Genomic DNA, 25616 nt, shown 5'->3' on the forward strand with positions numbered 1-25616 from the left:
CCATGATCCAGATTGATCTGCCTACCCTTGTAAATCGTTTAAACCCGATGACCCGCCATGCACTGGAAGCTGCGGCGGCATCCTGCGTCAGCCAGCAACAACCTGAAATTACGGTTGCGCAGCTGCTGCTCCAAATGATCGATACGCCACTCAGTGATGTGCGACTCATCCTCAGTAAAGCCGACATCGATAAAGATCTGCTGAAAGAACAGCTCGATCAGGTAATGACGCACCATCAATCGCTTGTGCAGACCTACCCCAATTTTTCCCCAATGTTGGTGGAGTGGTTACAGGATAGCTGGCTGTTGGCTTCCACAGAGATGCAACACGGCGAACTGCGCAGCGGCGTTATGCTGATTGCGTTGCTATTTAGCCCGCTGCGTTACTTGGCACCACAAACTGCGCGTTTGCTGGCCGGTATCAACCGTGAATTATTGCGCCAAAACTTTGCAGAATGGACGAATGGTTCGGCTGAGCAGCCTTTTGCGGACAACAGCAATCAAGATGGGCAGGGCGTACATCCGGCAAACAGTGACAGTTTGCTGGTACGCTTTACCCAGAACATGACCGAACAGGCACGTCAGGGCAAGCTTGATCCGGTTTTATGCCGTGATAACGAGATCGATCTGATGATCGACATCCTTTGTCGCCGCCGCAAAAACAACCCTATCGTAGTAGGTGAAGCGGGAGTCGGCAAAAGTGCCCTGATTGAAGGTTTGGCATTGCGCATTATTAACGATCGCGTACCGGAAAAATTGCGCAACAGTGAACTGATGACATTGGATCTGGGGGCATTGCAGGCAGGGGCAGCGGTTAAGGGTGAATTTGAAAAACGCTTCAAAGGCATCATGGCTGAAATTAGCCAATCGGCAAAACCCATCATCCTGTTTATTGATGAAGCTCATACCCTGATCGGTGCGGGCAATCAAGCGGGGGGATTGGATATCTCCAACCTGCTGAAACCGGCTTTGGCACGTGGTGAGCTGAAAACTATCGCAGCCACCACATGGAGCGAATACAAGAAATATTTTGAAAAAGATGCCGCGTTGTCCCGTCGTTTCCAACTGGTGAAAGTTTCTGAGCCAACAGCGGATGAAGCAACCGTCATCATGCGCGGCTTGCGTGCTATTTACGAACAGGCGCATGGCGTGCTGATTGATGATGAAGCCCTGAAAGCCTCTGCGGTATTGAGTGACCGTTATCTTTCCGGTCGCCAATTGCCGGACAAAGCCATTGACGTGCTGGATACGGCCTGTGCCCGTGTTGCTATAAATCTGACTTCACCACCGCGTCAGATCTCCTCGCTGACGACTGAACTGCACCAGATGCAAATGGAAATCGATGTGCTGGAGAGGGAGCAACGCATGGGATTGAACATCCACGCTGAGCGGCTGGAAGCGTTGCAAAATCAGCAGAAAGACGTTCAGCAGAAACTCACCGCGTTAGAAATTAGCTGGCAACAGCAGCAAGAGTTGGTGAAACAAATCATCGAACTGCGCCACCAGTTACTGGCTAATGATACTTTCGTTGAAAATGCGGTTGAAGAAATTGCCGGCGATGAGGATACACATGAAGCAACTAAACCAGGCGAAACCGCAGAAGAAGCCGAGGTAGTAGAGGTAGTAATAGAAGAAGTTGCCGACGAACAATCCTTGATCGAAAAACTGGCGACGCTCAACACCCGATTGGCAGAACTACAGCAGAAGCAAACACTGGTTTCCCCACATGTGGATAAAACCCAGATTGCGGCAGTGATTGCCGAGTGGACGGGCGTGCCATTGAACCGCTTGTCACAAAGCGAACTGTCCATCGTCACTGAATTGCCTGTTCACTTGGGACAAAGCATCAAGGGGCAGGAAATTGCGATCCAGTGCTTGCACAAACACTTGCTGACTGCCAGGGCAGATTTGCGTCGTCCGGGGCGTCCTCTTGGGGCATTCCTGTTGGTAGGACCAAGTGGTGTCGGTAAGACAGAAACCGTCTTGCAAATTGCGGAACTGATGTTTGGTGGCCGTCAATACCTCACCACCATCAACATGTCCGAGTTTCAGGAGAAACATACGGTTTCCCGTCTGATCGGTTCACCTCCGGGTTACGTAGGATATGGCGAAGGTGGTGTACTGACCGAAGCCATTCGCCAGAAACCGTATTCAGTTGTCTTGTTGGATGAAGTGGAAAAAGCCCACCCTGACGTATTGAACCTGTTCTATCAGGCTTTCGACAAAGGGGAACTGGCGGATGGAGAAGGACGCATTATCGATTGTAAAAACGTCGTGTTCTTCCTGACATCAAACCTGGGCTATCAAACCATCGTAGACAATGCCGAACAGCCAGCGCAGATCAACGACCTGCTTTACCCTGAATTAGCGGCATTCTTCAAACCCGCCTTGTTGGCGCGTATGGAAGTGATCCCATACTTGCCGTTGGGCCATGAGACGCTGAAAACCATTATTCAGGGCAAACTGGCTCGACTGGATACCCTGCTGACTCAACGTTTCAACGCTGAAGTCACCATCAGCGATGAGGTGTCTGAAGAGATCCTGCAACGTGCTACCCGCGCGGAAAACGGTGCCCGTATGCTGGAGTCCATCATTGATGGCGCACTGCTACCGCCAGTGTCACTACTGCTGTTGCAGAAAATGGCAGCGGGTACACCAATCAAGGCGATTCACTTAACCGTGGTTGAACACGAATTCCGTGCAGAGGTTGAGGAGGCAGAATAATGAAACAGCGGCTGAAAAGCGCGTTAGCGTTATTGGAAAATGACACTGTAGAACAATTGGTTGACCATTTTTTGCAGGTCAGCCATAGCTCGCGTTTTGATGCCCTGTTGGTTTTCCTGCTCAACATCAACGAAAACAGGTTGGAATGCTACAACCTGCCGGAGACTCAGCAAACCAGTTCGCGTCGATTACAGGTGGACATTGATGACGTCAATAACCCGTTGATACAGGTACTACGCAAGGGAACCCCGACTATTTGGGATTCCCTTAATCACGGGGTACGCATTGACGAGTCTTATTTCCGCACGTTTATTGCAGAACTCCCGCATAACTGTGGGTTGTACGGCATTCCCCTGTTTGACTGCAACGGGCAGGCTTGTGGTGTGATCGCTATCTTTGCCGAAAATGTCCGCCATTTCACCAACAATGAAAACATGTTCGGCATCTATTGCCATGTCATGCAACATCGCCTGAAAAAATTGCAGGAACTCGAACAACTGCGCGGACAGTTACGCCAAATCCGCCAGGTATTTCAGGTTCAACGCCAAAAAGAAAAACAATTGGATGAATTGCTTGCTTCCCTGAGTGAATCGAAAAACCCGGCGGCAGTTAGCAGTATCTCCGTGGATTACAGTCACATCGATAATCTGCCAAAGGCCATAGAAGAATTTGAAAGTGCCGTGTTGATTCAACGTCAGCGTCAGTTTGGTAACGACACCAGATTGATCGCACAAAGCCTGGGACTTGCCCAGCGGACGTTGGTTTACAAACTGGCTAAGTACGGGTGTAGATTATGAATATTGTTTTAATTATCAGTTCATTGCTCGCTTCATTGACAGGGAACCCCAAGCTTGCAGAGGTGGCAGAACCAAAGGAAGTGGTTGCGGTAAAGGAAGAGCAAAATTTAGATGAGTTGCATAAATGCCGCTTTGAGCCGTCTCCTCTTATTCGGCTGGCATGTTATGACAAAGCGTTAAATAACCTCAAGTTCAAAACGGTGCAAATCCCTATCGAAAATATGGGACCTCTATGGCGGCAAGCGATGGAACAGGAGATGAAACGTACCGATTACTCGACCAGCTTCATTGTGACGCAGGGAGAGAATGGTGCGACACCGATTATCTTGACCACGCCCGCGATTGGGGTACCGCCCCCACGTCCTGTATTAATGCTGAGTTGCATTGACAGTATCACCCGCTTGCAGGTGGCACTGCCTAAGCCCGTAGAGTCAGGGGTTGTCACGGTGGCAACAGACAGAACCGAATACCGTACTGAATGGTTCGTGCGGGAACAGGGTTACTTATGGGAATCCAGTCGTGGCTTACCGGGTATTGAAGAAATCAAGCGCCTGATGAACAGCGATCGGATGAGTATTACAGGCAGTAATGGTAGCCAGATAACCTTTAACATTTCTCAGTTGGAGCAGGCAGCGAAGCCATTACGTGCTGCTTGCCGTTGGTAATCGACATGGACATCAGAACACAATTCGATTGGTTCGGCTCCCTGCTGGCCCCCCTGTCCGACGAACAGATTGGTAAGGCACTGGGAGATAACGAACCCGCATGGGAATACATTGACGGCGAAATGATCAAATTTGGTTCGCTGTCACATGGCTCGTTGGATGTTGAAGAGATTCAGCGTCAGGCACTGCAATTATTGAGTGAAAACAGCAAAGATTTTCGGTTGATGGTTCATCTGCTACGTACCCTGCAACATGCTGGCAACGCAGCAGAACTGATCCTCGCAATGGAGCTGCTGACCGAATATGTCAAAAACTACTGGGAAAAAGCCTGGCCAACCAAGCCACAGTTAAAACGTCGGCTGGCACAGCAAGTTCTCAAGCGTTTCGACTCCGCCCAGGGCAGTTTTATTGAACAAGCAAGCAAAAGTGAACGGGATGATGCGCAAGGCGCGTTAGCACATCTCGCGCAATGCTGGCATACCTATGAACCTGAGCTTGCTAAAGACATCGATCAACTGCGCGTTCGTTATAACCGTCAGCCAGAAGCCGTCCCTGTGGAGACAAAGCCTGCACCTGCTGTGGTGCCAGCGTCCTCTTTTGCTGAACCCATGGCGCAAACGCCACCGATGCCAGACGTTGACGTTAACAGTTCGAGCGAAAAAGCGTGGAAGCAGACTTTGATGACCGTCGCAGATCTGCTGTGCGAACGGCATCCCGAATTACCTGTTGGTTATTCCCTGCGTCGTCACGCGGTATGGCACACCATCACCACGGCACCGATGGCGAATGCAACAGGCAAAACCCCTTTGGCACCCACTTCCGCCGATCGTACAGCTGATTATTTGGCGAGATTACCGCAGGCGGACAACAAATTGCTCCAGCAAATTGAGCAAAGTTTGACGCTTGCTCCTTACTGGCTGGATGGTCATGTCATTGCCGCACAAGCCGCATTGCAATTGGGGTACGGGAATGTCGCTCAGGCTATTCGTGATGAGCTGAATGCCTTTCTGGAACGGTTGCCCGTGCTGAAAACCTTAAGTTTTTCTGACATGAGCCCGTTTATTTCCCCTGAAACCCTCGACTGGCTCACGCCTGAGCCTGTGGCTACGGGTAAGGGTTCCGTTTCTGCTGATCAGGAAGCTATCTGGCAATGTTTCCAGCAACAGGGATTGGAAGCAGCCTTGAAAAGGCTGGAAGAACATCAGCAACAGTTAACGGAGCCACGGGATCAATTCTATGGTCAATGGCTCAACGCCCAATTGCTTGAAGAAGCCGGCATGACCGCACTGGCTCAACAGCATTACCGGAATTTGTTACACACGGGACAACACATGCAACTTACTCAATGGGAACCCAGCCTGCTGGCTTTATTGGCTGAAAAACTCCCTTCTCCTCTCAAGGATACGGCTTCAAACAGGAGTGTTAACCCATGAAATGGCCCTCTTTGTCATCTTTGGCTCCATTGAAATCCGCCTTGCCAACATTGGCAAAGTTCAAATCTCTGCCACGCCTCAAGGCATTGATGGCACTGATTCTGGCGCTTATCCCCTGCTTGCTGTTAATTGCGGTCTGGTGGTGGGGGCCGGAATGGAAACTGCGCAACGATTATCCACTGGAAAGCCTCGCGGCACGCTGGCTGGCAACAATTATCATTGTCATGATGGTCGTGTTCTGGGTTGGTATAAAAGCTTGGCGTCGCTTGCGGACACTGGAAAAACTGAATCTTGACGTTGAACTGAAAGTGGTTGATCCGGTACGGGTGGATATTGAACATCAGGATCGCTATCTCGATCACTGGAAATCCCAGCTACAACGCCATCTGGACTCGTACAATTACCTGTATGAACGGCCGTGGTACATCATCATCGGGAGTCAAAAAAGTGGTAAATCCTCGCTGATCAAGGAGGGTTATAAACTCTCCGAAATCGCAGCACCGGAATATTTGCGTCAGGATGGCGAGGTGCCTCTGATGCTGCGTTGCTGGTTAGGGGAAAAAGCGGTCATCATCGATCCGAAAGGCCAGTTAATTGACCAGCCCGTCCCGCTTAACAGCGACAAACCGCAAATCAATAGCCGTCTGTGGGAAGCCTTGCTGAATTGGTTGGCTGAAAACCGTCAGCGCCAGCCCCTCAACGGCATTATCCTGACCGTGGATACTTTGCGTCTGATGTCTGATAGCCGTGAACAGCGCGAACGCTATGTGAGGGAGATCCACCAGCGCCTGCAAGATATTCGCCTGACCTTCCACAGTCAGTTACCGCTTTATCTGGTGATGACCAAAATTGATTTATTGCACGGCTTTGAGGCGATGTACCAGTCCCTGGATCGCAAACTGCGTGACCAGATTTTGGGGGTGACCTTCAGCCTGAATAACCGCGATGAAAAAGCGTGGCGCAGTGAACTGGAAGCATTCTGGAAACAGTGGATGAACAACCTGAATGTGGCAATGCCGGACATGATGCTGAACAATGTGGACGCCAACCAGCGCCGCGCCCTGTTCAGTTTTACCCGTCAGATTCAGGGGCTGTACAGCTATATCACTCAGATGCTGGAAGATATTCTGTATAACGATGAACACCATCGCCCCACTTTGCGTGGTGTCTATTTGACATCAGCTCATCAGCGGGGACAGATGGATGACCTGTTCACCCAGTCCGCTTCGGCCCAGTATCACCTGGGATCGCAGGCGTACCCGACCTGGCCGGCGGGCGATACCCTGCCGTACTTCACCCATTCGCTGTTCGACAATGTCTTGCTGGCCGAGCCGAACCTGGCGGCGGAAAACCGCATCTGGCTGAGCCGCAATCGGCGCCAGTTGTATACCTTCTCCGTGATTAGTGCAGCGGTCATTCTGGCGATGTGGGGAGGCTGGCATTACTTCTACCAGAAAAATTACCGGGCCGGTGAAGAAGTGTTAGCGCAGGCGAAAAATTTCTTGTCCGTCCCGCCACCGAAAGGGGATGACCGCTACGGTAACCTCCAGTTGCCGCTGCTTAACCCCATTCGGGATGCTACCTTGGCTTACGGTAACTATCACGACAACAAATCCTTCCTGACTGACATGGCGTTATACCAGGGGGACGGAGTCGGGCCGTATGTGGAAGGCACCTACCTGAAACTGCTGGAGCAGCGTTTCCTGCCGGCACTGATGCTGGGATTACTGGATGATTTAAATCAGGCTCCGGCTGGCAGTGAAGCGAAGCTTGAGATCTTGCGTGTGATGCGCATGATGGAAGACGCCAGCAAGCGTAACAGTGGCCTGGTGGCGCAATACATGCGTGAACGCTGGAGCAAGGCGTTCCACGGTCAGCGTGATGTGCAGGACGCATTGCTGACTCACCTGAACTACGCGCTGGAGCGGACGGATTGGAAGGAAAAACGGGATAACGGTGAACAGGATGCAATAGATCGCTTCGCCCCGTTTGTCAAACCGATCCGGCAGGCGCAACAGGAGTTGAAAGCGCTTTCCGTCAACCAGCGGGTGTACCAGAACCTGCGTATCAAGGCTCAGGACGCTTTGCCTGCGCCGATCAACTTGCGCGACCAGATTGGTCCGAGCTTTGACAGTGTGTTTGTAGCCAGCAACGAAAAACGGCTGGTGGTGCCGCAATTCCTGACTCGCCACGGCTTGATGGATTATTTCGTCCAGCAGGGCAATGAGCTGGTGGAGCTGACGGCAATGGATAGCTGGGTGCTGAACATCAAGAATAACAGCTCGGAAAAATACGGCGAACAGACGCCGTCACCGGTGAATGATAAGTACAGTGACACCGATCAGTCGCGGATCCAGCGTGAAATCACCGAACTGTACGTGGCTGAATACACCGCGACCTGGCGGGCCGCGATGAACAACCTGGAAGTGCGTGACTTTGATGACCTGCCGCAAGCCATCAGTGCCATCGAACAGGTGATCAGTGGTGAGCAGCCCCTCAAGCGGGCGCTGCAAATCCTGAGCGACAACACCACGCCGCCGTTGATAAACAACTCGCTGAGTGACAAGGAAAAACAGGCGTTGACGTTAAAAGAAGACTACCGCCTGTTAAACCGCATTAGCCGCGACTTTGCCCCGGAAACGGGGGTGCTGGTGGAGCAGGGGGATAAGGGCAGCACGTTGCACAGTGTTTACCAAAAACTGATGGCCCTGCACCGTTACCTGCTGGCGATCCAGAACTCACCGGTCCCGGGTAAGGCCGCCTTGCAGGCCGTTCAGATGCGTCTGGACAAGAACAACAGTGACGCCATTTTTGAAGTGCAGCAGATGGCGAAAAACCTGCCGGAGCCGCTGAACCGCTGGGTGGGCGAACTGGCTGAACAGGCGTGGCGCGTGGTGATGATGGAAGCGGTCCGCTCGCTGGAAGTGGAATGGAACGACACGGTGGTCAGGCAGTACAAGACCTATCTGGCGGGGCGCTATCCGTTCAACCCGCATGCCCGTGAAGAAGTGCCGTTGAGCGAGTTTGACCGTTTCTTCCGGCCGGGCGGGACGCTGGACGCGTTCTATCAGCAAAGCCTGAAACCGTTTGTGGAAAACAACCTGACCACGGGCACCGACGGCAAGATGCTGATCCGTCCCGATGTCATGAAACAGCTGGCGGTGGCGAACCGGATCCGCACCACCTTCTTTACCCCTCAAAACGGCCTCGGTACTCAGTTTGCCGTGGAGCCGATAAGCCTGAGTGGCAACAAACGCCGGGCCTTGCTGAATCTGGACGGCCAGCTGGTGGATTATGCCCATGGGCGCAGCAATGTGGCCCGTCTGGTCTGGCCCAACTCGATGCGCGCCGGCACGGAAAGCCAGCTGACGTTGATGCCGGCGAAAAGTAATCAGGCGCCGCGCGCGGTCAGCTTTAGCGGCCCGTGGGCCCAGCTGCGGCTGATTAACAGCGGCAAGCTGACTAACGTCCAGCCCGGTTTCTTTGATGTGCGCTTCAGTGTCGATAATGGCGAGATGACCTACCGCATCTATGTGGATGAATCGGATAACCCGTTTGCCGGCGGGCTATTCAGCCAGTTCACACTGCCGGACACCCTGTATTAGGGGCAGGCCGCGCATCAGTTTTAAGAGCCACCCCGCCCCCTGCCTTCGGGCAGGGGTTTTTGTAAGGAGAAAAGCGAGAAGATGAGCGAACAGCCTGAAAACCTTATCATCCGGGCCGGCGGCAGTCCGCTGAATTTGCCGGAATTTGCCGTTATCCGTGATGAAATCAATAAAACCAGTCATCCGGCGCAGCCAGAAGTGAACTGGCCGTTGGTGGAATCCCTGTCCCTGACGCTGTTTAAAACCAACGGGGTCGATTTACAGACCGCGATTTACTACACCCTGGCGCGGATGCAACTCAACGGGCTGTCGGGGTTCACCGAGGGCTGTGAACTGCTGGCGGGGGTTATCGTCAGTGAATGGGACACCCTGTGGCCGGCCCAGCCGCAGGTGCGCACCGACCTGCTGGAGTGGTTCCATGCCCGTAGCAGCAGTGTGCTGCGCCAACTGGATTTTGCCGCCAGCGACCTGCGGATGATTTACCGCGCCGAACGGGCCCTTCAGCTGATTATCGACCGGTTGCAGCAGTCCGACCTGAAACGCCTGCCGCGGGTGGAAAACCTGTTGTGGTTCTTCCAGAACGCGGCGAAAAAACTGGAAAAACCCCGGCAGGCGGCGAAACCGGTGTCACCGCCGGTGCAGATGCCGCCGCTGGTCTACCTGTCCCCGTCGGACGCCGAGCCGGAAACGCCCCCGCCGCCCCGGCGCCATGAGCCGCAGCCTGTCCCCGATAATCAACCGCGGGTGCGGGTTCAGTTTCCCGAACACCCGCCGCAGGGACTCACGGCGTGGCAGGGCTTTGGTCTGGGCGCCCTGTTGGGGTTATTGGTCCTGGTGGGCGGCGGGTTGCTGTGCTACAAGCCCCTGCAACACCAACTCCAGGCCATCACCGAGCACCCCGCGGGGGCCCGACTGGCGTGGCTGTATCAGCCGGAACTGACAAGCTATGCCCGCCAGCTGGAGCAGTTGGCAGAAACCTCGCCCCGGGCGACCTGGGAGGCGGCCCGCCGCCTGACGGCGACCGCGGAACAGCAGTGGCCGCAATCCCCCGTCCAGCAGCAGGCGACGCGCCAGTGGCAGCAGCAGATGGCGGCCCAAATTGACAGCGTACCGCTCACCGGCAGCTGGCATACCACCCGCGACCAGCTTCAGCAACTGGCGGACAAAATCCTGTTGCAGGAGCGTACCCGCGGCAGCTTCACCCTGTCCTACCTGAAAACCGCTATCTATGACATCCAGCGCAGCCACGGCAGTGACGTGCCGCTGGAAGAACAGTTGCGCCAGCTGAGCGTCTATGCGGCCAAAGGGGAACGGGCGCCACCGGTTCTGCTGAAAGGCATTGATGACCGTTTTAACGCCCTGCTCGGCCGCTATGACCGGCTGCGTCAGGCGACCGAGCAACGGGAAAGTCATCACACTCAGGCGGCCGACCATCCGGCCAAAGACCAGACGCCTGCCGTAACACGGGACGGCGGGCATTAATCCGGGAGACCTCTGATGTCATTGAAAAAGCACATAACGAAACTACAGCCAGGGCAGTCACGGCTTCAGCAGGGCGCGTCCGCCGCCCGCGTGGTCTTGCCGACGACGGGGATTGCGGGGCCGGTCGGGGCCGCGACCAGCGGTGGGCCGGGACTGGCCGAACGGGCGGCCAGCGGCCAGCCTGCCGCTATCAGCGCGCTGCAAAAAGCCAGCCAGGGGCGGCTTGGCGGGGGGGACAGTAATCCGAGCGGCCTGCAATTTACCCTGACGGCGGGCGGCTTGCCGCCGGAAACCTTTGTTGTCACCGATTTTACCCTGAATGAACATTTTTCCCAGCCGTTCACGCTGGACGTGGGATTGGCGAGTGCCGATCCGGCCATCGACTTTCCGGCGGTACTCGACCGCGCCGCCACCCTGACCATCAGCCAGGAGGGGGTAGAAATCCGCAGTATCACCGGGATGGTCGCCCACTTTGAACAGGGGAATACCGGGTTGCACCAGACCACCTACCAGATGGGTATTCGGCCTGACCTGTGGCGCACCACGCTGCGGCAAAACTCGCGCATCTTCCAGCAGCTGAACATTGTGACAATTATCACCACGCTGTTGAAAGAGCACGGTATCCGCGATGTCGTGTTCAGTCTGCGCCACGCCCACCCGGCGCGGGAATTCTGTGTGCAATATCAGGAAAGTGATTTTGCCTTCCTGCAACGGCTGACGGCGGAAGAGGGGATTTTCTACTTCTTTGAATGTGGCAACGGGCGTAACACCCTGGTGTTTGCCGATGATGCCGGCTCGGTGCCGCCGGGCCCGGTGTTTCCTTATCAGCCGGGGGACGCAAGTACCGTGGGGGAACCCGCCATCAGCAGCCTGACCTGTCGCGCCCAGGTGCGGCCGGCCCAGGTGCAACTGAAAGATTACACCTTCAAAAACCCGGCCTGGCCGGCTGAGTTCCGGGCGCAGATGAAAGAAGAAACATGGCAGGAAAGCTACTACGAGCACTACGACTACCCGGGGCGTTTTAAGGATGAGGCACACGGGAAAGATTTTACCCGTTACCGGCTGGAAGCCCTGCGTAACAACGCCCTGACCGGTCAAGGCAGCGGTCACGCCATGGCCATTCAGCCGGGCAAATTATTCACCCTGAGCAACCACCCGCGCGCCGAGCTGAATCAGCCGTGGCAGGTGGTGAGCGCCCATCATGCCGGCAGCCAGCCCCAGGCGCTGGAAACCGCCAATAGCGGTACGGGCACTACCCTGCACAGCCACTTCCACTTTATCCGCCATAACCAGCACTGGCGCCCGACGCCCCTGCCCAAACCGGTCATAGACGGCCCGCAAATCGCCAAGGTAGTGGGGCCGGCCGGCGAAGAGATTTTCTGCGACGCGTACGGGCGGGTGCGCCTGCAGTTCCCGTGGGATCGCTACGGCAAGAGTGATGACCAGAGTTCCTGCTGGATACGCGTCACCCAACCGTGGGCCGGTCAGGGCTGGGGGATGCTGGCGATCCCGCGTATCGGTCAGGAAGTGGTGGTGGATTTTCTGCACGGTGATCCGGATCAACCGATTGTTACTGGCCGCACCTACCATGCCAGCAATATCCCGCCGGGCGGGCTGCCGGGCAGCAAAACCCAGATGGCCTTCCGCTCCAAAACCCACAAAGGCGAGGGCTATAACGAGTTGCTGTTCGAAGACGCGAAAGGCAGCGAGCGGCTGGCATTGCATGCGCAGCGGGACATGGAGACCACCGTACTGAATGACCGCAGTACCCGCGTGATGCACGACCATACCGAAAGTGTCGGACACAATCAGGTGCTCAGCGTGCGGGCTGACCGGCATAAAGAAGTCGTTGGCCTGGAAGTGAGCAGCATCGGGACCCGGCAGGTCACCGTGGAAAAAACCAGTGTGCTCAGTGCCAAAGGGGCCATCACGCTTCAGTCTACCGAAGACGGTATCTATATCGGCAATGGCAAAGGCAGCATTTCGATCGACAAGGACGGCAATATCCACATTACCGGCGACACCGTGATTATCAACGGCCAGAAAGTGATCACCCTGAACTGATGCCGGGCTGGCCAATAACAGACTGAAACCCGCTCCGCCCGATTTTTGCAGCGGATTGAATAGCAAATTAGGTAAAAAAAGTAAAAAGGACAATCATGAGCACACCCCTCTACCAAATGAACGAAGGCACCCTGACTCTTCCTGCCGGCTGGCGTGATGAATCGATGCACGTGTTTGTGCTACCGGATGACAGCGGTGTCAATCTGGTGATTAACCGCACTCCGGTGCCGGCAGGCGCCGACAGTCAGGCGTATTATGAACAGACACTGGCACAGTTTGTCACCCACCTGCCGGGGTATCAGGAGCATCAGCGGCAGCAAATAGAACTCAGCGGTGACACCGCGTGGCGGCTGGATTACCAGTGGCAAAGCCCGGAGGGGGAAATGCACCAGACGGTGGTGCTGCAAATCCGGGGCAGCCAGTTGCTGGCGTTTAACCTGACGTCACCGCAACCGTTTGAGGACGGGCAGCGAACCGCGTTACTGGCGGTTATCACCAGTTTTCAGGCGGCGTGACAGGAGGTCATCATGGGACTGGGTGACGATATTGTCACACGGATTGCCCGTGTGGGGGCCACCCACGCGACAGGCAGGGTCATGCCACCGTCACCGCCCCGCGGCCCGGCGGCGGCGCGTGAGGGCGATATTATTCAGCATTCGAGTTTTCTGGGGGCGCTGGCGGGGGTTGTCGTCGGGGCCTTGATTGGGGCGGCCGTGTTTGCCGCCGCGTCTGCCGTGATTGTCGGGACTGGCGGGCTGGCTACCGCGGCGGTACTGGCACTCGGCACGGCGGGGACGATGGCACTGGGCGGGTTTATCAGCGATGTCAGTGCGGCGGTCACCAATATGATAGACAGCATCGGGCCACCGGATGGCGCAATCAGCCAGGGTTCACCGAATGTTATCATTGAGGGTCAGCCGGCGGCCCGGACCACCGTGGATTTAGCCGCCTGCAGCAAACATCCGCCCCCGCTGATCGCCCAGGGCAGTGAATCCGTCTTTATCAATGGTCAGCCGGCGGCTCGTCAGGGTGACAAGCTGGCCTGTGGCGCGACCATCAAGAGTGGCGCCAGTAAAGTCTTTATCGGCAGCGGTCAGGGCACCTATCTGGACATCGCGGAAGAATTTTCTGGCTGGCAACGGGCGTTACTGGTGGCGGTGGAATTTTTAGTGCCGCCAACGCGGGGCATGGGCAAAGGGCTGGGTAAGCTGCTGACCCAAACTGGCCGGCAGGCGGTGCTGACGGGCGCAAAACTGGGGGCTAAAAAAGTGGGCCCTGCCCTGAAGGGCCGGCTGATTTGTGTCAAAACCGCGTTTACCACCCATAAAGGGGTTAAACGTTTCACGCAGGCCGCCAAAAAATTCTTCACAGGCGACCCGATAGACGTGACCACCGGCAGCCTGTTTGACCAGCGCACCGAGTTTGAACTGGGGCAAACGCTACCGCTGCACTTTACCCGCAGCTGGTCGCCGGGGCAGTGGGGCCTGCTGGGGGAGAACTGGTTCGATAATTTCTCGGAATGCGTGCTGGTGACAGGCGACCGGATAGAAATCCTGACCCCCGAAGGGGCTGCCCTGCATTTTGCGCTGCCCGCCAGCGTGGACCACAGTATCAATCCGGAGCACCCGGAATTTACGCTGAGCCGGCAAAAACAGGGCTTTGTCCTGAGCGAGCGCAATCATCCGGTGCGTAAATACTTCACCCGGTTAGCCCGCACCGAAGCGAAGACGGAACAACGCTGGTTACTCACGGAACACCGTGATCGCAATGGCAATGCCGTGCGTTTTCACTATAACGACACCCATCAACTGGAAACAGTCACCCACAGCGATGGGCCGGCACTGCGGTTGTACTACCGTGAAGATGGCCGGCTAACCGATATTCGCCGCACGGATAACGGTCTGGATGCCGTGATGGCGCATTATGATTATCACGCCGATTGCCGGCTGGCTGAGGCCGACAGTACCCAGCATTTTCATCTGTTTTATGAATACAACGATCAGGGACTGATCAGTCGCTGGTCGGATGGCGACCAGACGGCGGTCGATTATACCTATGATACGCAGGGCCGTTGTATTCACAGTGTGGGCAGCGGCGGGTTCTATCCGGTGCAACTGACCTATGAGCCGGGCATCACCCGTTCCACCACGCCACAAGGTCACACCACCACCTGGCATTACACTGACCAACAACAGGTCACCCAGGTCGAAACTCCGTGTGGTCATGTCACGCGTTATCAATACGATGAATGGGGCAACCTGCGCCAGCAGATTTTACCGGAAGGACACACCCTGACGTTAGATTATCTGGCGGATAGCGGGCTGGTCACCGCCTTGACGGATGCGACCGGCGCAACCTGGCAATACCACTACGATGAGGCTGACCGGCTGATCAGCATGACCGATCCGCTTGGGCGGGTCTGGTGGCAGCAATACGATGACAGGGGCAATGCGGTCTGCTTTATTGCCCCCGATGGCCGCAAAACCACGCTGACGCGTAATGAATTTGGCCTGGTTATCGCGGCGGAAGAGGATGAAGGGCATAAACGCACCTGGGAATATGACCGCCATCATCGCCTGAGCAGACTGTTTGATGAAGAGCACCGCAGCCTGCGATTGGGTTACGACAGCCATGACCGGTTGCAGCGGCTGGCCTCGGGAGGCGGGGCCTTATGGCGGTGGGAATACGATCGCCATCATCGGGTGGCGCTCAGCGATCGGCCGAACAACAGCCTGGAGCGTTTTCGTCATGACCGGCACGGTAACCTGACCGAATGGACGGATGCGCGCGGCGTGTCATGGCATATCGAATACGGGCCGTTTGACTTACCGGTGGCGCGGGTGGATGGGGAAGGCCATCGCTGGCAGTATCGTTATGACCCGGACAGCCTGCAACTGCTTGAGGTCATCAATCCGCAAGGGGAAAGTTACCGCTATACGCTGGATGCGGACGGGCGGGTGGTTACCGAAACCGACTATGCCGGCACGCAATGGCGCTATGCCTATGACGGTAACGGCAACTGCAGGGAAAAACGGGATGCGCTGGGGAATATCACGCGCTTTGAGTACGATGCGGCCGGCCGCCTGACGGCGATGCACACCCCGGAAGGCACCACGGCCTACCAATACGATATACTGGGGCGTTTACTGGCTGTCACGGCACCTGACAGCGCACCGCTGACGTTTGAATACGATGAGAAAGACCGCATCGTGAAAGAAACGCAGCCCCACGGTGAAATCCGGCGTGCTTACCCGGACAGTGCGCGCGTCGAAAGCACCTATCATCCGGTGGACGGGCCGCACTGGTCGGTCACCGTTGAAACGAATGCGGTCGGGGAACTGAAACAGGTCCGCCTGAAGGGGGAACATGTTCTCCGTATAGAACGGGATGAAGACGGGCACGAGTGGCATCGCCAGTCGGATAAAGGGTTTATCCTGCGTCAGGAACATGCCCTGATGGGGCAACTGACCGCGCAGCGTGCCGGGCGCAATACGGCGTTTTTTGAGGCCCACGAGGTAGCTGATATTCCGTCGCCCACGTTGGCGGGGCTGGACAGGGAATACCGTTACGATGCGGCGCTCAATCTGGTGGCGGCCAATGATGAGCGGCAGTGGCTGCGCTATGTGGTGAACGGTAACGGGCAGGTCACCTCAGTCAGTGACGGCGAGCGGTTGCGGGAACATTATCAGTACGATGCCTGCGGTTACCCTGCCCGCCGTTTTGATGGTTTGCACGACATTGACGGGGAGCGGCTCTACCAACAAGGCCACCGGCTACGCCAAGTCGGTCAACACCTGTTTGAATATGATGAAGCTGGTCGGATGACGGCCATGCAGCTTTGGCAGGAAGGCCACCGCCCGCAACTGACCAAGTTCCGCTGGAACAGCCAGAACCAGTTGATTGGGGTGCAGACCCCGGGCGGCCAGCAGTGGGCCTATCGCTACGATGCTTTCGGGCGACGCACCGAAAAAGTGTGTGACTCATCGGGCGAGCGCACGACTTATCTGTGGGATGGGGATGTGCCGACGGAAATTCGGGAGTACCGGCATAACCGGTTGCACTGTATCCGCCATCTGGTGTTCGACGGCTGGCAGTTACTGGCGCAGCAGGTGCAGTTTTTCACCCCGAATCCGGAAAACCGCCATGAATTGCTGGCCGGAAAAATCCAGACGCAGTATGCGGTGTGTGCCCCAACAGGGGAACCGCTGGCCTTGTTCGATGAAGCCGGTCATCGGGTTTGGCGCCAGCCAAAGCAAAGTCTGTATGGGCTACAGCTTGATTTTTCCGGTGAAAATGCGGCACTGAATCCGGGCTTACAATTTGCCGGTCAGTGGCTGGATGACGAGAGCGGGTTAGTCTACAATCGGTTCAGGTATTACTCGCCGGTGGCAGGGCAGTATCTGACACCCGACCCTATCGGTTTAGCCGGAGGGGAGAATCCGTATGCTTACGTTGGAAATCCGACGATTTGGATCGATCCACTAGGGCTGGCTGGATGTTGGACGGCTAAAAATGTCGTTGGAAGAAAAGTTTATCAGCGAAATGATTTATTTGACCCGCATCATATTGATGAATATGGAAGAACAAATATTCAACGAATGAAGAAAGGGCAGGCGCCCATCGGTAAAGACGGATTAGAAGTAAACCTCCATCACGTCACTCAAGATGAACCCGGTCCAATGGCTGAAATTTTGAGTAGTACTCATAGTAAGCATGATCGTAAGTTGCATATGTTCTCTAATCAGTGGGATAAAACGTGGGTTGGCCCTGATGGCGTAAGGCGTAGATATAATAGTGCACCACCATCAATGAACAGGCGTCCATTTAACCGCTGGAAGAAAAAATATTGGAAAGCAAGAGCGTTGGACTTTTTAATTCCTTAAGAGGAAGGAAGCGATGAGTTATATAGATTTAATTGAAAAGGAAATGATAGCAAGCGGGGAAGAAATTCTTTCTAGTGGCGGAGCTGATATAGATACCATTAGTAAGTTTGAGTCATTACTTGGTGTTACCTTTCCTGAGTCATATAAAATTTTCTTACAGAAATATGGAACGCTTGCTTTTGGCGGGGATAATTATTACGGAGTAACTAAAAAAGGTATAAATGGAGATCAAGCCCCATGTGTTCTGTATGTTACAAAGCAGGCTAGAGATGCAGGTGATATAGATGAAGGGATGATTAAAATAAAATCATCAGGATATGGACCTTCTTATTCTATTGATACTAATACTATAGGAAAGACAGGAGAGGCTGTTATTGTCGAAACTGAATTATCTTTCAAAAGAGATGGTGTCAAAAATATCATTGCAGATAGCTATGCTGAGTTTCTTTTAACAGAAATAAGAGAAGCTATAGAGGATTTATAATCGCTATTTATATTAATAAGCAACAAGCCAGAAAAATCTGGCTTGTTTTTTTGAAATAAAATCTTTTATTCCGCCTGATAATCCCCAATTAGCTCCCGCATCCGTAGCTTAATCTCACTGAGCTGGTCTTGCTGGTACTGTTGCTTAATGGTGCGGGTGTCGTCGCTGTCAGGAATAAGCACCAGACAGCCGTCCATAATCTTGACGGTGAGAGTGCCACCAATCTCAAACCCAACCTGCTTAAGCCATTGGCCTTTCAGGTGGATCGCAGGCGGGGCATTGGCCTTGTCATTTTGCGGCACGTATCCCACGGTGTAATAACGTTCTGTTTTGGCGGCTTTATTTACCGCGCGGTTTTGCTTAGAATACCTACCAAAACCCCGCCAAACCAAAACACCGTGTGCCCCCGTTCGGCTAAGACCGAGTCTTCTTTAGCTGCCTTGTGTTGCTCAGGCCAACAACCCTGTAGGCAGGTCGGCCTGCGGCCTCCGCTAAGTGACCTCCCCCGCCCCAACCCCGCTGCACTGGCTGCGCCCGGCTCGCAGTCGCTGCGCTCCTCGCTCGTTACCGTGCTCGCCATCTTCGCCCCATGCAGCCCCCCGCAGGGGGCTTCCCTTGAATAAAGCGGTCATGCAAAGCCGTGCTCAATTTGAAACGCCGGTGATCCAGAGCGTCGCAGGGCGCCGCTTGCGGGCTCTGTGCCGCCCGCCCCCGCAGAACGGCCGCCCGCCGCCCGGCAAGCCGGGCAGCGTTCGCCCGTTGCCGAAAATGAAAAACCGCACAAAATCAGGTTGCTCAGCGCATCAAAAGGCAAACCGGAAGCTATACTGCACAACAGCTTGCGGCGGTAGCGTGGCAAACAATCCCAAAAGGTGCGTCGGGGGTAAAAAAGTGATCGGGGCAAAACCGACTCAATCGGCTGCTTCGGAAGCCTTGCCCTGCGCGGGCTGGCGCTGCCCTACGGGTATGACTGCCTCGGAGATGATGGCTCTTTGCCGGCCAGTGGCTGGATGACGAGAGCGGGTTAGTCTACAATCGGTTCAGGTATTATTTGCCGGTGGCGGGACAGTATCTGACGCCGGATCCGATTGGGTTAGCTGGAGGCGTAAATTCGTATGCTTACGTGCCTAATCCTACAAATTGGATCGATCCACTAGGTCTAAATTCTAAAAAATGTCAGTATGTTTACCGAGAATTAAGCGTTGAAGATCGAATTAGATTCGATGCAGGATTAAGCATACAGCCTAAAGGAACAGGGGGATCAATCGCCGCTCATGTTGATGGAAAACCTACAGGGTTTGTTTCGGTTGCTGAAGTGCGGGACGCAACTGAAAGATTTTCTTCTGGCAGTGGATTAGTGCGTATTGATGTTAAAAAAGCGACCCAAAATGGAGCAACATATATTCCTCATAAAAATGTTATGCAAACAGTTAATTCACAAGGTTCACTACAAAATAGAAAAGATGCCAAAAGAGCAGTGGAAGGTTTATTTAAAGGTGAAATCCCCCATAAGGCTATTGAACTTATAAAGTAGGAGAAAATATGCCAGCATTATCAGAGTATTCCAGTGTAACAAATACCGTATTTAATATTTTAGATAAGAAAGGATATAATATATGGTATAACAAGAAACTAGATATGTATTGTGCCGAGAAAGATGGTTGGGATTTCATGGCAGATTCTCCTTGCGGCTTGCTTGGTGTTATATCTATATATGAATTTAAAAAACCAGAAAAATATCAAGAATATTGGTGGCGAGACGAAGAGAAAGACTTATTAGAGAATTTAAGCGATACATCACCAGAATATACATCTGTTATACATAATAAATAATGTTTAATTAAATTATAATTGTCCGGCTAATTAACTGGCCGGACAATTAATTACCCTATTTTATCCTGCCTGATAATCCTCTATCAACTCCCGCATCCTAAGCTTAATTTCACTGAGCTGATCCTGCTGGCGCTGGTACTGTTGCCTGATGGTGCGGGTGTCGTCGCTGTCAGGGATCAGCACAATGCAGCCATCCATAATTTTAACGGTGAGTGTGCCGCCAATATCAAATCCGGCCTGCTTAAGCCACTGCCCCTTGAGATGGATCGCAGGCGGGGCGTTGGCCTTATCATCGGGCGCAATACGGCGTTTTTTGAGGCCCACGAGGTAGCTGATATTCCGCCGCTCACGTTGGCGGGGCTGGACAGGGAATACCGTTACGATGCGGCGCTCAATCTGGTGGCGGCCAATGATGAGCGGCAGTGGCTGCGCTATGTGGTGAACGGTAACGGGCAGGTCACCTCAGTCAGTGACGGAGAGCGGTTGCGGGAACATTATCAGTACGATGCCTGCGGTTACCCCGCCCGCCGTTTTGATGGTTTGCACGACATTGACGGAGAGCGGCTTTACCAGCAAGGCCATCGGTTACGCCAAGTCGGTCAACACCTGTTTGAATATGATGAAGCTGGTCGGATGACCGCCATGCAGCTCTGGCAGGAAGGCCACCGCCCGCAACTGACCAAGTTCCGCTGGAACAGCCAGAACCAGTTGATTGGCGTGCAGACCCCGGGCGGCCAGCAGTGGGCCTATCGCTACGATGCTTTCGGGCGACGCACCGAAAAAGTGTGTGACTCATCGGGCGAGCGCACGACTTATCTGTGGGATGGGGATGTGCCGACGGAAATTCGGGAGTACCGGCATAACCGGTTGCACTGTATCCGCCATCTGGTGTTCGACGGCTGGCAGTTACTGGCGCAGCAGGTACAGTTTTTTACTCCGAATCCGGAAAACCGCCATGAATTGCTGGCCGGAAAAATCCAGACGCAGTATGCGGTGTGTGCCCCAACAGGGGAACCGCTGGCCTTGTTCGATGAAGCCGGTCATCGGGTTTGGCGCCAGCCAAAGCAAAGTCTGTATGGGCTACAGCTTGATTTTTCCGGTGAAAATGCGGCACTGAATCCGGGGCTAAAATTTGCCGGTCAGTGGCTGGATGAGGAGAGCGGGCTGGTCTACAATCGGTTCAGGTATTTTTCGCCTGTTGCAAGTATGTACCTGACGCCCGATCCTCTGGGATTAAATGGTGGTCTTAATCCTTATTCTTATGTTAAAAACCCAACAAGCTGGGTTGATCCATTTGGCTTATCAAGCTTTAATGCATTTGAATTAGCTCAAAGAAAAGCCAAAGAAGTCAGGGAATACAGTAAAGCTAATGGAATTAGGAGACCAACAGCTACAACGGTTGTTAAAAATACCAGAACAGGTGATGTATTCTATGGTTTTAGTGGCATTAAACCTCAAAAAATCTCAGCAAGACTTGGTGTTGAAATGCCTTCTAAAAGTTTAGAACCTTGGTCAGTAAATAACTGTGGTGAAATTGATGCAGTTAATAAGGCCATAAAAGGTGGTTCTTCTCTTCATGACTTAGAAATGGCAACAGTGCGAACTGGTGATGGAAGTGCATTTCCAAAATGTAAAAACTGCCAATATACATTCAACCGTTTGGGTATCAAAGTATTAACAGGATAAAATATGTGTTATTCATTTAATAATGCAATAAAGGAAACATTACTTATAAATGGGTGGTTTCCTAATAGGTCAATAAATATTGATAAATATTTATCTGTGCTAAAGGAAAAAGGTTATTACGTTCATAATAATGCTCTGAAATTTTTTCATAATTTGGGAGGGATAAAGGTTGAACATGAAGCTTATGCGGATCCAACAGATATAGATGTAAGTGATTTTACTCCGACGAAGCCAGCAAATTGGCTAGATCCATTATGGGTAGAACACTATGAAAGCATAATTAAAAATAGATTATGTCCAATAGGTATAGGCTTTTCTGAACATATGACATTTTTCCTATCTGAATCAGGTGGTATTTATGGTGGATATGATGATTATTTTTGCTTAATAGGAAATGATATAGAATTGGCACTGCAAAATTTATTTTTTGATCATGACTTTACTCAATTAGAATAATAGATTGCTCTGATATGGCTTAATTTTAAAATTAAAGTTATTCATGTTTATATTATTAAAAGGCTGGAAAGATCCCATGCTCTTCCGGCTTTCTTCTGTTTTTAAGAGCTGCTTAATCCCTGCCCTTAGTTGCTTTTATAGTCCCCAAGTAGTTCCCGCATTTTCAGTTTGATCTCACTGAGCTGATCTTGCTGGCGCTGGTACTGTTGTTTAATGGTACGGGTGTCGTCAGTATCAGGAATCAGCACCAGACAGCCGTCCATGATCTTGAAGATGAAAGAGAGACGACTTTATCATTTTGGTGTAATTATGTTGATGGCAATGATGGAATTAGAAAATTTAAAGATAAGCCACTTTTAATAGCGCGATTAGCTATCTGCTTTTTGCCACAGGGTATGTAAGGTATGTGAATGTAAAAGCATACTGATATGTATAAGTTGCCAGTATTTCCTTTCTTTTTCTGATTATTTCTTAATGTAACAAATCAGACACACGTGATCGTCCTAAAACTATCATAAAATCACGTTAGCAACTATTTGTCTGGTTTATTATTTGCTTACCATGTTTTTCTATTTGAAATCAAAAAAAACGCGGGTACAATTACATTACTTTTTAGTCATCCAGAGTGTCCCTGTATAGCTCTCTTGATGCTAAATATTCGGAGTAAGCATCTATTTTTATCTTGTAAACCATACTCAAGATACCAAATAGCAATTGTATAACAATCGCTTGTAAGTAATAAGTGATGTTGAATTGTCTCCACAATTCAAGATTTATCCTCATAATTCTAAAAATATCAGACTGTTGTTGGAAAGGCAGAATGGCGTGTTTTTGCCTGGATTTATCAGTGCCGTGATGCACGATGTTGCGATAAAAATGAAGTTGTAAAGTTCAGAAGGAATAATATCAATTACTTGATTTTAAAGGTTAATATTCCAAGACCGTTTTCTCATATCAAATTTGATTATGAAGGGGGGAATGATGTTTTTCCGTGGTGTCAACAAAAGTAATATGATTATTTTTTCGTTAATCCTGGGAATTGCTATTTTATTTTTGTCTTTCGAAAACAGCAGATTAGGGATTATTGCTTACGCCGATAAGCATTGCCAGAGAAATACAACCTGTTTGATTGATATGAATAAAATTATTCCTTTTGACTGGGATAAAATGTATATCATCGACAAAGGTATCGCACCGGAGGATATTGAAAAAATTATCGGGGCAAAGTTTAATGATGAAACCAGCCTTTTTTATAAAATTATTTTTGTCAGAGATCAGAAGGTGGTTTATTCAGATGAATATCATCCACCACATGAGTCTTATATGAAAAAATTCATTAAGCCTAATTTTCACTATCCTTATGAAAGAAAAGGAAATTATTTTAGTCATTACGCTATTTCTAAAGATAATTCCATTCTTTCAGTGAAAATTGAAAATGAACCACTGATGAGTGATAAAATTTATTACAATATCTTCCCTTCTAATGCCCAGCAAGTTAAAGGGAGAGAGCTATAAATCCATTAGATGAAAAAATAAATACAGGCCATGTTTTGTACATGGCCTGCACTTTTTTATGTCTATTTTTTGCTTTTAGAAGGGGGGCGAGATTGATTTTTGCGACTTGGCTGTTTCAATGGCGGTGAACGGTTCTTGTTAGCTGAATCCCTGGTTGTACTATTTTTCGCGTTGTCTTTCCCTGTTTCTGGCTGATCGTTTTGTTTTTGCAAAAGTTCTTCCAGAGCACATGCCGTCTTTATGTTTTCTAACGTGCGAGTTAATCCTTTTATCAGACGCTTATCGTTATCTGCTTGAGCATACTGGAGCTGTTTTTCCAACGTTTTTTTCTTAATTTCACATCCCGTTTTCCCTCGGTTTGCATAGGCAACACTCATATTGAAAACGATCAATACAGATAAGATCACTGTTTTCGATATCATGAATTATTCCTAAGATTTTGAGGTTACTTATCTGAAATTTTATATGCTGATCTTGCTTTGATCCTGAAAACTTCCTCCCTAAATAGCGTTTCAAAATGATAGGAGTATTCCTTACCCCCTCGGCGCACGGAGTAGTGATTGAGGTTTTTAAATAGGCCATTGGAAAGATTTCCTATAATTTAAAGAGTTTTTATCTTAATTTTAAAATAAGATAATTTGATGCAGGTGATGAGCTTACAATCTGCGAGGTGATAGTTTGAAAATATAAAAGTTAAAATGCTAATAGGTAACATAAATATCAAAAAAACAATCACAATATAATATAATGCATCAGGGTGTTGTATTATGGTTGCTATAAAAACAATCAACATACAGATTAACATTGCTCTTAATGATGAAAAAGAATCATCGGAGGTTTTTATTATCCAAGCAAGAAAATCAGCTCTTTTCGACTACATTGACTCTTTTTAAGATGCGATGACAGCACTTACTTTGTTACTATGCTTCGTCGTGTTTTAGTGCCTGTGCAATGACTTGTGGGGTAATTCGTGGGGTAATAAAATGATTTATTCGCCTTATGTGAAACTAAAACTTATTAAAAATCAATAGGAAATAAATTAATGTTAAGTTATCGCCACAGCTTCCATGCCGGCAACCACGCTGACGTGTTAAAGCACGTAGTACAAAGCCTGATCATTGAGTCGCTTAAAATAAAAGAAAAACCTTTCCTGTATCTGGATACTCACTCTGGTGCAGGTCGCTATCATTTGAGTGGAGAACATGCCGAACGTACGGGAGAGTATCTGGAAGGTATTGCCCGTATTTGGCAGCGTGATGATATCCCCGAAGAATTGGCGGCGTATATGGATGCTGTGAAAGCGCTGAATCCACAAGGCACTTTACGTTATTATCCAGGTTCTCCGCTGATTGCCAGCCACTTATTGCGGGAGCATGATGAGCTTAATCTGAGTGAATTGCATCCCAGCGATTTTCCTCTGTTACGTACGGAATTTTCCCGCGACAGACGTGCTCGTGTCCTGCGGGAAGATGGTTTCCAGCAGTTGAAATCAAAACTACCACCAAAAAGCCGTCGTGGGTTTGTACTGATTGATCCGCCTTATGAATTGAAATCGGATTATCTGAATGTCGTCCAGGGTATTCAGGAAGGGTATAAGCGCTTTGCTACTGGTACTTATGCTCTGTGGTATCCCGTTGTTCTGCGTCAGCAGATTAAACGTTTGGTGAAGGGATTGGAAGCCACGGGTATTCGTAAGATTTTACAAATTGAACTTGGTGTGCGTCCTGACAGTGATCAACGGGGTATGACGGCATCAGGTATGATCGTCATTAATCCACCGTGGAAATTAGAACAGCAGATGAAGGTCGTGTTACCGTGGCTGCATCAGGTATTGGTTCCTGAAGGCACAGGACATACATCAGTAGAGTGGATTGTCCCTGAATAAGGTAAAGGTTCAGTGTGGCGTCGTTATTAAGAGTTTGATGACCTCTGAATAAACTGTGACACGATATCATTTGATAGCCGTGGCCTATGGCAATAAGAGTTAGAA

21 protein-coding genes and 1 pseudogene are annotated in these 25616 nt (G+C 51.4%); 18 read left to right on the top strand and 4 right to left on the bottom strand.

All coding sequences use genetic code 11. The features are described from left to right. Positions 1-2 precede the first annotated feature (2 nt). From tssH to WDV75_RS01405, 10 genes are all read left to right on the top strand, one after another. Entirely contained in the window at positions 3-2723 is a 2721-nt protein-coding gene (gene tssH, locus WDV75_RS01360; protein WP_273557507.1) for a type VI secretion system ATPase TssH, read from the top strand. After that, on the top strand, positions 2723-3520 hold the full coding sequence (locus WDV75_RS01365; RefSeq protein WP_273557508.1) for a Fis family transcriptional regulator: 798 nt from the start codon (positions 2723-2725) through the stop codon (positions 3518-3520). The genes tssH and WDV75_RS01365 overlap by 1 nt, the downstream gene beginning before the upstream one ends. Continuing rightward, on the top strand, positions 3517-4185 hold the full coding sequence (gene vasI / locus WDV75_RS01370) for a type VI secretion system-associated protein VasI (RefSeq protein ID WP_273557509.1): 669 nt from the start codon (positions 3517-3519) through the stop codon (positions 4183-4185). Before WDV75_RS01365 ends, vasI begins: the two co-directional genes overlap by 4 nt. 5 nt (positions 4186-4190) lie before the next feature. Further along, a complete protein-coding gene (gene tssA, locus WDV75_RS01375) occupies positions 4191-5618 on the top strand; it encodes a type VI secretion system protein TssA (RefSeq protein ID WP_273557511.1) in 1428 nt (475 codons plus the stop codon). Further along, positions 5615-9223 carry a type VI secretion system membrane subunit TssM gene (gene tssM / locus WDV75_RS01380; protein WP_273557512.1) on the top strand — a complete coding sequence of 1203 codons (3609 nt, stop codon included), beginning with the start codon at positions 5615-5617 and terminating at the stop codon, positions 9221-9223. Before tssA ends, tssM begins: the two co-directional genes overlap by 4 nt. Before the next feature lie 81 nt (positions 9224-9304). After that, complete coding sequence (locus WDV75_RS01385; protein WP_273557513.1) at positions 9305-10705, top strand: VasL domain-containing protein; 1401 nt, start codon at positions 9305-9307, stop codon at positions 10703-10705. Between the two features lie 15 nt (positions 10706-10720). Beyond that, positions 10721-12769, top strand: a complete 2049-nt coding sequence (locus WDV75_RS01390) for a type VI secretion system tip protein VgrG (RefSeq protein WP_273557514.1) — start codon at positions 10721-10723, stop codon at positions 12767-12769. A gap of 95 nt (positions 12770-12864) precedes the next feature. After that, positions 12865-13284 carry a DUF1795 domain-containing protein gene (locus WDV75_RS01395; RefSeq protein ID WP_273557515.1) on the top strand — a complete coding sequence of 140 codons (420 nt, stop codon included), beginning with the start codon at positions 12865-12867 and terminating at the stop codon, positions 13282-13284. A gap of 12 nt (positions 13285-13296) precedes the next feature. After that, the gene (locus WDV75_RS01400; protein ID WP_420497488.1) at positions 13297-17652 is read left to right on the top strand and encodes an HNH/ENDO VII family nuclease; all 4356 of its coding nucleotides are present in this window, start codon (positions 13297-13299) and stop codon (positions 17650-17652) included. 13 nt (positions 17653-17665) lie between these two features. After that, on the top strand, positions 17666-18136 hold the full coding sequence (locus WDV75_RS01405) for an SMI1/KNR4 family protein (RefSeq protein ID WP_273557517.1): 471 nt from the start codon (positions 17666-17668) through the stop codon (positions 18134-18136). Positions 18137-18201: 65 nt separating this feature from the next. On the opposite strand, the gene WDV75_RS01410 is transcribed toward WDV75_RS01405, so the two are convergent. Further along, on the bottom strand, positions 18202-18528 hold the full coding sequence (locus WDV75_RS01410; protein ID WP_273557518.1) for a SymE family type I addiction module toxin: 327 nt from the start codon (positions 18526-18528) through the stop codon (positions 18202-18204). Between the two features lie 306 nt (positions 18529-18834). Between WDV75_RS01410 and WDV75_RS01415 the strand changes: the two genes are divergently transcribed. From WDV75_RS01415 to WDV75_RS01430, 4 genes and pseudogenes are all read left to right on the top strand, one after another. Then, positions 18835-18987, top strand: a complete 153-nt coding sequence (locus tag WDV75_RS01415) for a hypothetical protein (RefSeq protein ID WP_273557519.1) — start codon at positions 18835-18837, stop codon at positions 18985-18987. A gap of 1 nt (position 18988) precedes the next feature. Continuing rightward, positions 18989-19150 carry a hypothetical protein gene (locus WDV75_RS01420; protein WP_273557520.1) on the top strand — a complete coding sequence of 54 codons (162 nt, stop codon included), beginning with the start codon at positions 18989-18991 and terminating at the stop codon, positions 19148-19150. Continuing rightward, positions 19125-19298, top strand: a pseudogene (locus tag WDV75_RS22065) (RHS repeat-associated core domain-containing protein); the annotation flags it as partial. The gene WDV75_RS01420 and the pseudogene WDV75_RS22065, both read left to right, overlap by 26 nt. Positions 19299-19678: 380 nt before the next feature. Beyond that, positions 19679-19969, top strand: coding sequence for a hypothetical protein (locus tag WDV75_RS01430; RefSeq protein ID WP_273557522.1), 291 nt, complete (start codon positions 19679-19681; stop codon positions 19967-19969). Positions 19970-20029: 60 nt separating this feature from the next. Here WDV75_RS01430 and WDV75_RS01435 read toward each other — a convergent pair whose 3' ends face one another. Further along, positions 20030-20293, bottom strand: a complete 264-nt coding sequence (locus WDV75_RS01435; RefSeq protein ID WP_273557523.1) for a SymE family type I addiction module toxin — start codon at positions 20291-20293, stop codon at positions 20030-20032. Positions 20294-20611: 318 nt separating this feature from the next. On the opposite strand from WDV75_RS01435, the gene WDV75_RS01440 reads away from it, so the two are divergent. Beyond that, complete coding sequence (locus tag WDV75_RS01440) at positions 20612-21655, top strand: RHS repeat domain-containing protein (protein ID WP_273557562.1); 1044 nt, start codon at positions 20612-20614, stop codon at positions 21653-21655. 3 nt (positions 21656-21658) lie between these two features. After that, positions 21659-22111 carry an SUKH-3 domain-containing protein gene (locus WDV75_RS01445; protein ID WP_273557524.1) on the top strand — a complete coding sequence of 151 codons (453 nt, stop codon included), beginning with the start codon at positions 21659-21661 and terminating at the stop codon, positions 22109-22111. Positions 22112-22236: 125 nt separating this feature from the next. On the opposite strand, the gene WDV75_RS01450 is transcribed toward WDV75_RS01445, so the two are convergent. Beyond that, positions 22237-22359 carry a hypothetical protein gene (locus WDV75_RS01450; RefSeq protein ID WP_273557525.1) on the bottom strand — a complete coding sequence of 41 codons (123 nt, stop codon included), beginning with the start codon at positions 22357-22359 and terminating at the stop codon, positions 22237-22239. A gap of 730 nt (positions 22360-23089) precedes the next feature. On the opposite strand from WDV75_RS01450, the gene WDV75_RS01455 reads away from it, so the two are divergent. Then, complete coding sequence (locus tag WDV75_RS01455; RefSeq protein WP_223281671.1) at positions 23090-23626, top strand: hypothetical protein; 537 nt, start codon at positions 23090-23092, stop codon at positions 23624-23626. 62 nt (positions 23627-23688) lie between these two features. On the opposite strand, the gene WDV75_RS01460 is transcribed toward WDV75_RS01455, so the two are convergent. Continuing rightward, positions 23689-24048, bottom strand: a complete 360-nt coding sequence (locus WDV75_RS01460; RefSeq protein WP_273557526.1) for a DUF1090 family protein — start codon at positions 24046-24048, stop codon at positions 23689-23691. A gap of 620 nt (positions 24049-24668) precedes the next feature. On the opposite strand from WDV75_RS01460, the gene WDV75_RS01465 reads away from it, so the two are divergent. Then, positions 24669-25511 carry a 23S rRNA (adenine(2030)-N(6))-methyltransferase RlmJ gene (locus tag WDV75_RS01465; protein WP_273557527.1) on the top strand — a complete coding sequence of 281 codons (843 nt, stop codon included), beginning with the start codon at positions 24669-24671 and terminating at the stop codon, positions 25509-25511. Positions 25512-25616: the final 105 nt, after the last annotated feature.

Origin of the sequence: Xenorhabdus griffiniae, from assembly GCF_037265215.1 — a bacterium.
Taxonomy (GTDB): domain Bacteria; phylum Pseudomonadota; class Gammaproteobacteria; order Enterobacterales; family Enterobacteriaceae; genus Xenorhabdus; species Xenorhabdus griffiniae.

Excerpts from the sequence above, each read along its gene's own strand:
- tssH (WP_273557507.1), top strand. The coding sequence starts at position 3 with ATGATCCAGATTGATCTGCCTACCCTTGTAAATCGTTTAAACCCGATG.
- WDV75_RS01430 (WP_273557522.1), top strand. The coding sequence starts at position 19,679 with ATGCCAGCATTATCAGAGTATTCCAGTGTAACAAATACCGTATTTAAT.
- WDV75_RS01400 (WP_420497488.1), top strand. The coding sequence starts at position 13,297 with ATGGGACTGGGTGACGATATTGTCACACGGATTGCCCGTGTGGGGGCC.
- WDV75_RS01405 (WP_273557517.1), top strand. The coding sequence starts at position 17,666 with ATGAGTTATATAGATTTAATTGAAAAGGAAATGATAGCAAGCGGGGAA.
- WDV75_RS01465 (WP_273557527.1), top strand. The coding sequence starts at position 24,669 with ATGTTAAGTTATCGCCACAGCTTCCATGCCGGCAACCACGCTGACGTG.
- WDV75_RS01455 (WP_223281671.1), top strand. The coding sequence starts at position 23,090 with ATGATGTTTTTCCGTGGTGTCAACAAAAGTAATATGATTATTTTTTCG.
- vasI (WP_273557509.1), top strand. The coding sequence starts at position 3,517 with ATGAATATTGTTTTAATTATCAGTTCATTGCTCGCTTCATTGACAGGG.
- WDV75_RS01390 (WP_273557514.1), top strand. The coding sequence starts at position 10,721 with ATGTCATTGAAAAAGCACATAACGAAACTACAGCCAGGGCAGTCACGG.
- WDV75_RS01365 (WP_273557508.1), top strand. The coding sequence starts at position 2,723 with ATGAAACAGCGGCTGAAAAGCGCGTTAGCGTTATTGGAAAATGACACT.
- WDV75_RS01445 (WP_273557524.1), top strand. The coding sequence starts at position 21,659 with ATGTGTTATTCATTTAATAATGCAATAAAGGAAACATTACTTATAAAT.
- tssA (WP_273557511.1), top strand. The coding sequence starts at position 4,191 with ATGGACATCAGAACACAATTCGATTGGTTCGGCTCCCTGCTGGCCCCC.
- tssM (WP_273557512.1), top strand. The coding sequence starts at position 5,615 with ATGAAATGGCCCTCTTTGTCATCTTTGGCTCCATTGAAATCCGCCTTG.
- WDV75_RS01460 (WP_273557526.1), bottom strand. The coding sequence starts at position 24,048 with ATGATATCGAAAACAGTGATCTTATCTGTATTGATCGTTTTCAATATG.
- WDV75_RS01440 (WP_273557562.1), top strand. The coding sequence starts at position 20,612 with ATGCAGCTCTGGCAGGAAGGCCACCGCCCGCAACTGACCAAGTTCCGC.
- WDV75_RS01395 (WP_273557515.1), top strand. The coding sequence starts at position 12,865 with ATGAGCACACCCCTCTACCAAATGAACGAAGGCACCCTGACTCTTCCT.
- WDV75_RS01385 (WP_273557513.1), top strand. The coding sequence starts at position 9,305 with ATGAGCGAACAGCCTGAAAACCTTATCATCCGGGCCGGCGGCAGTCCG.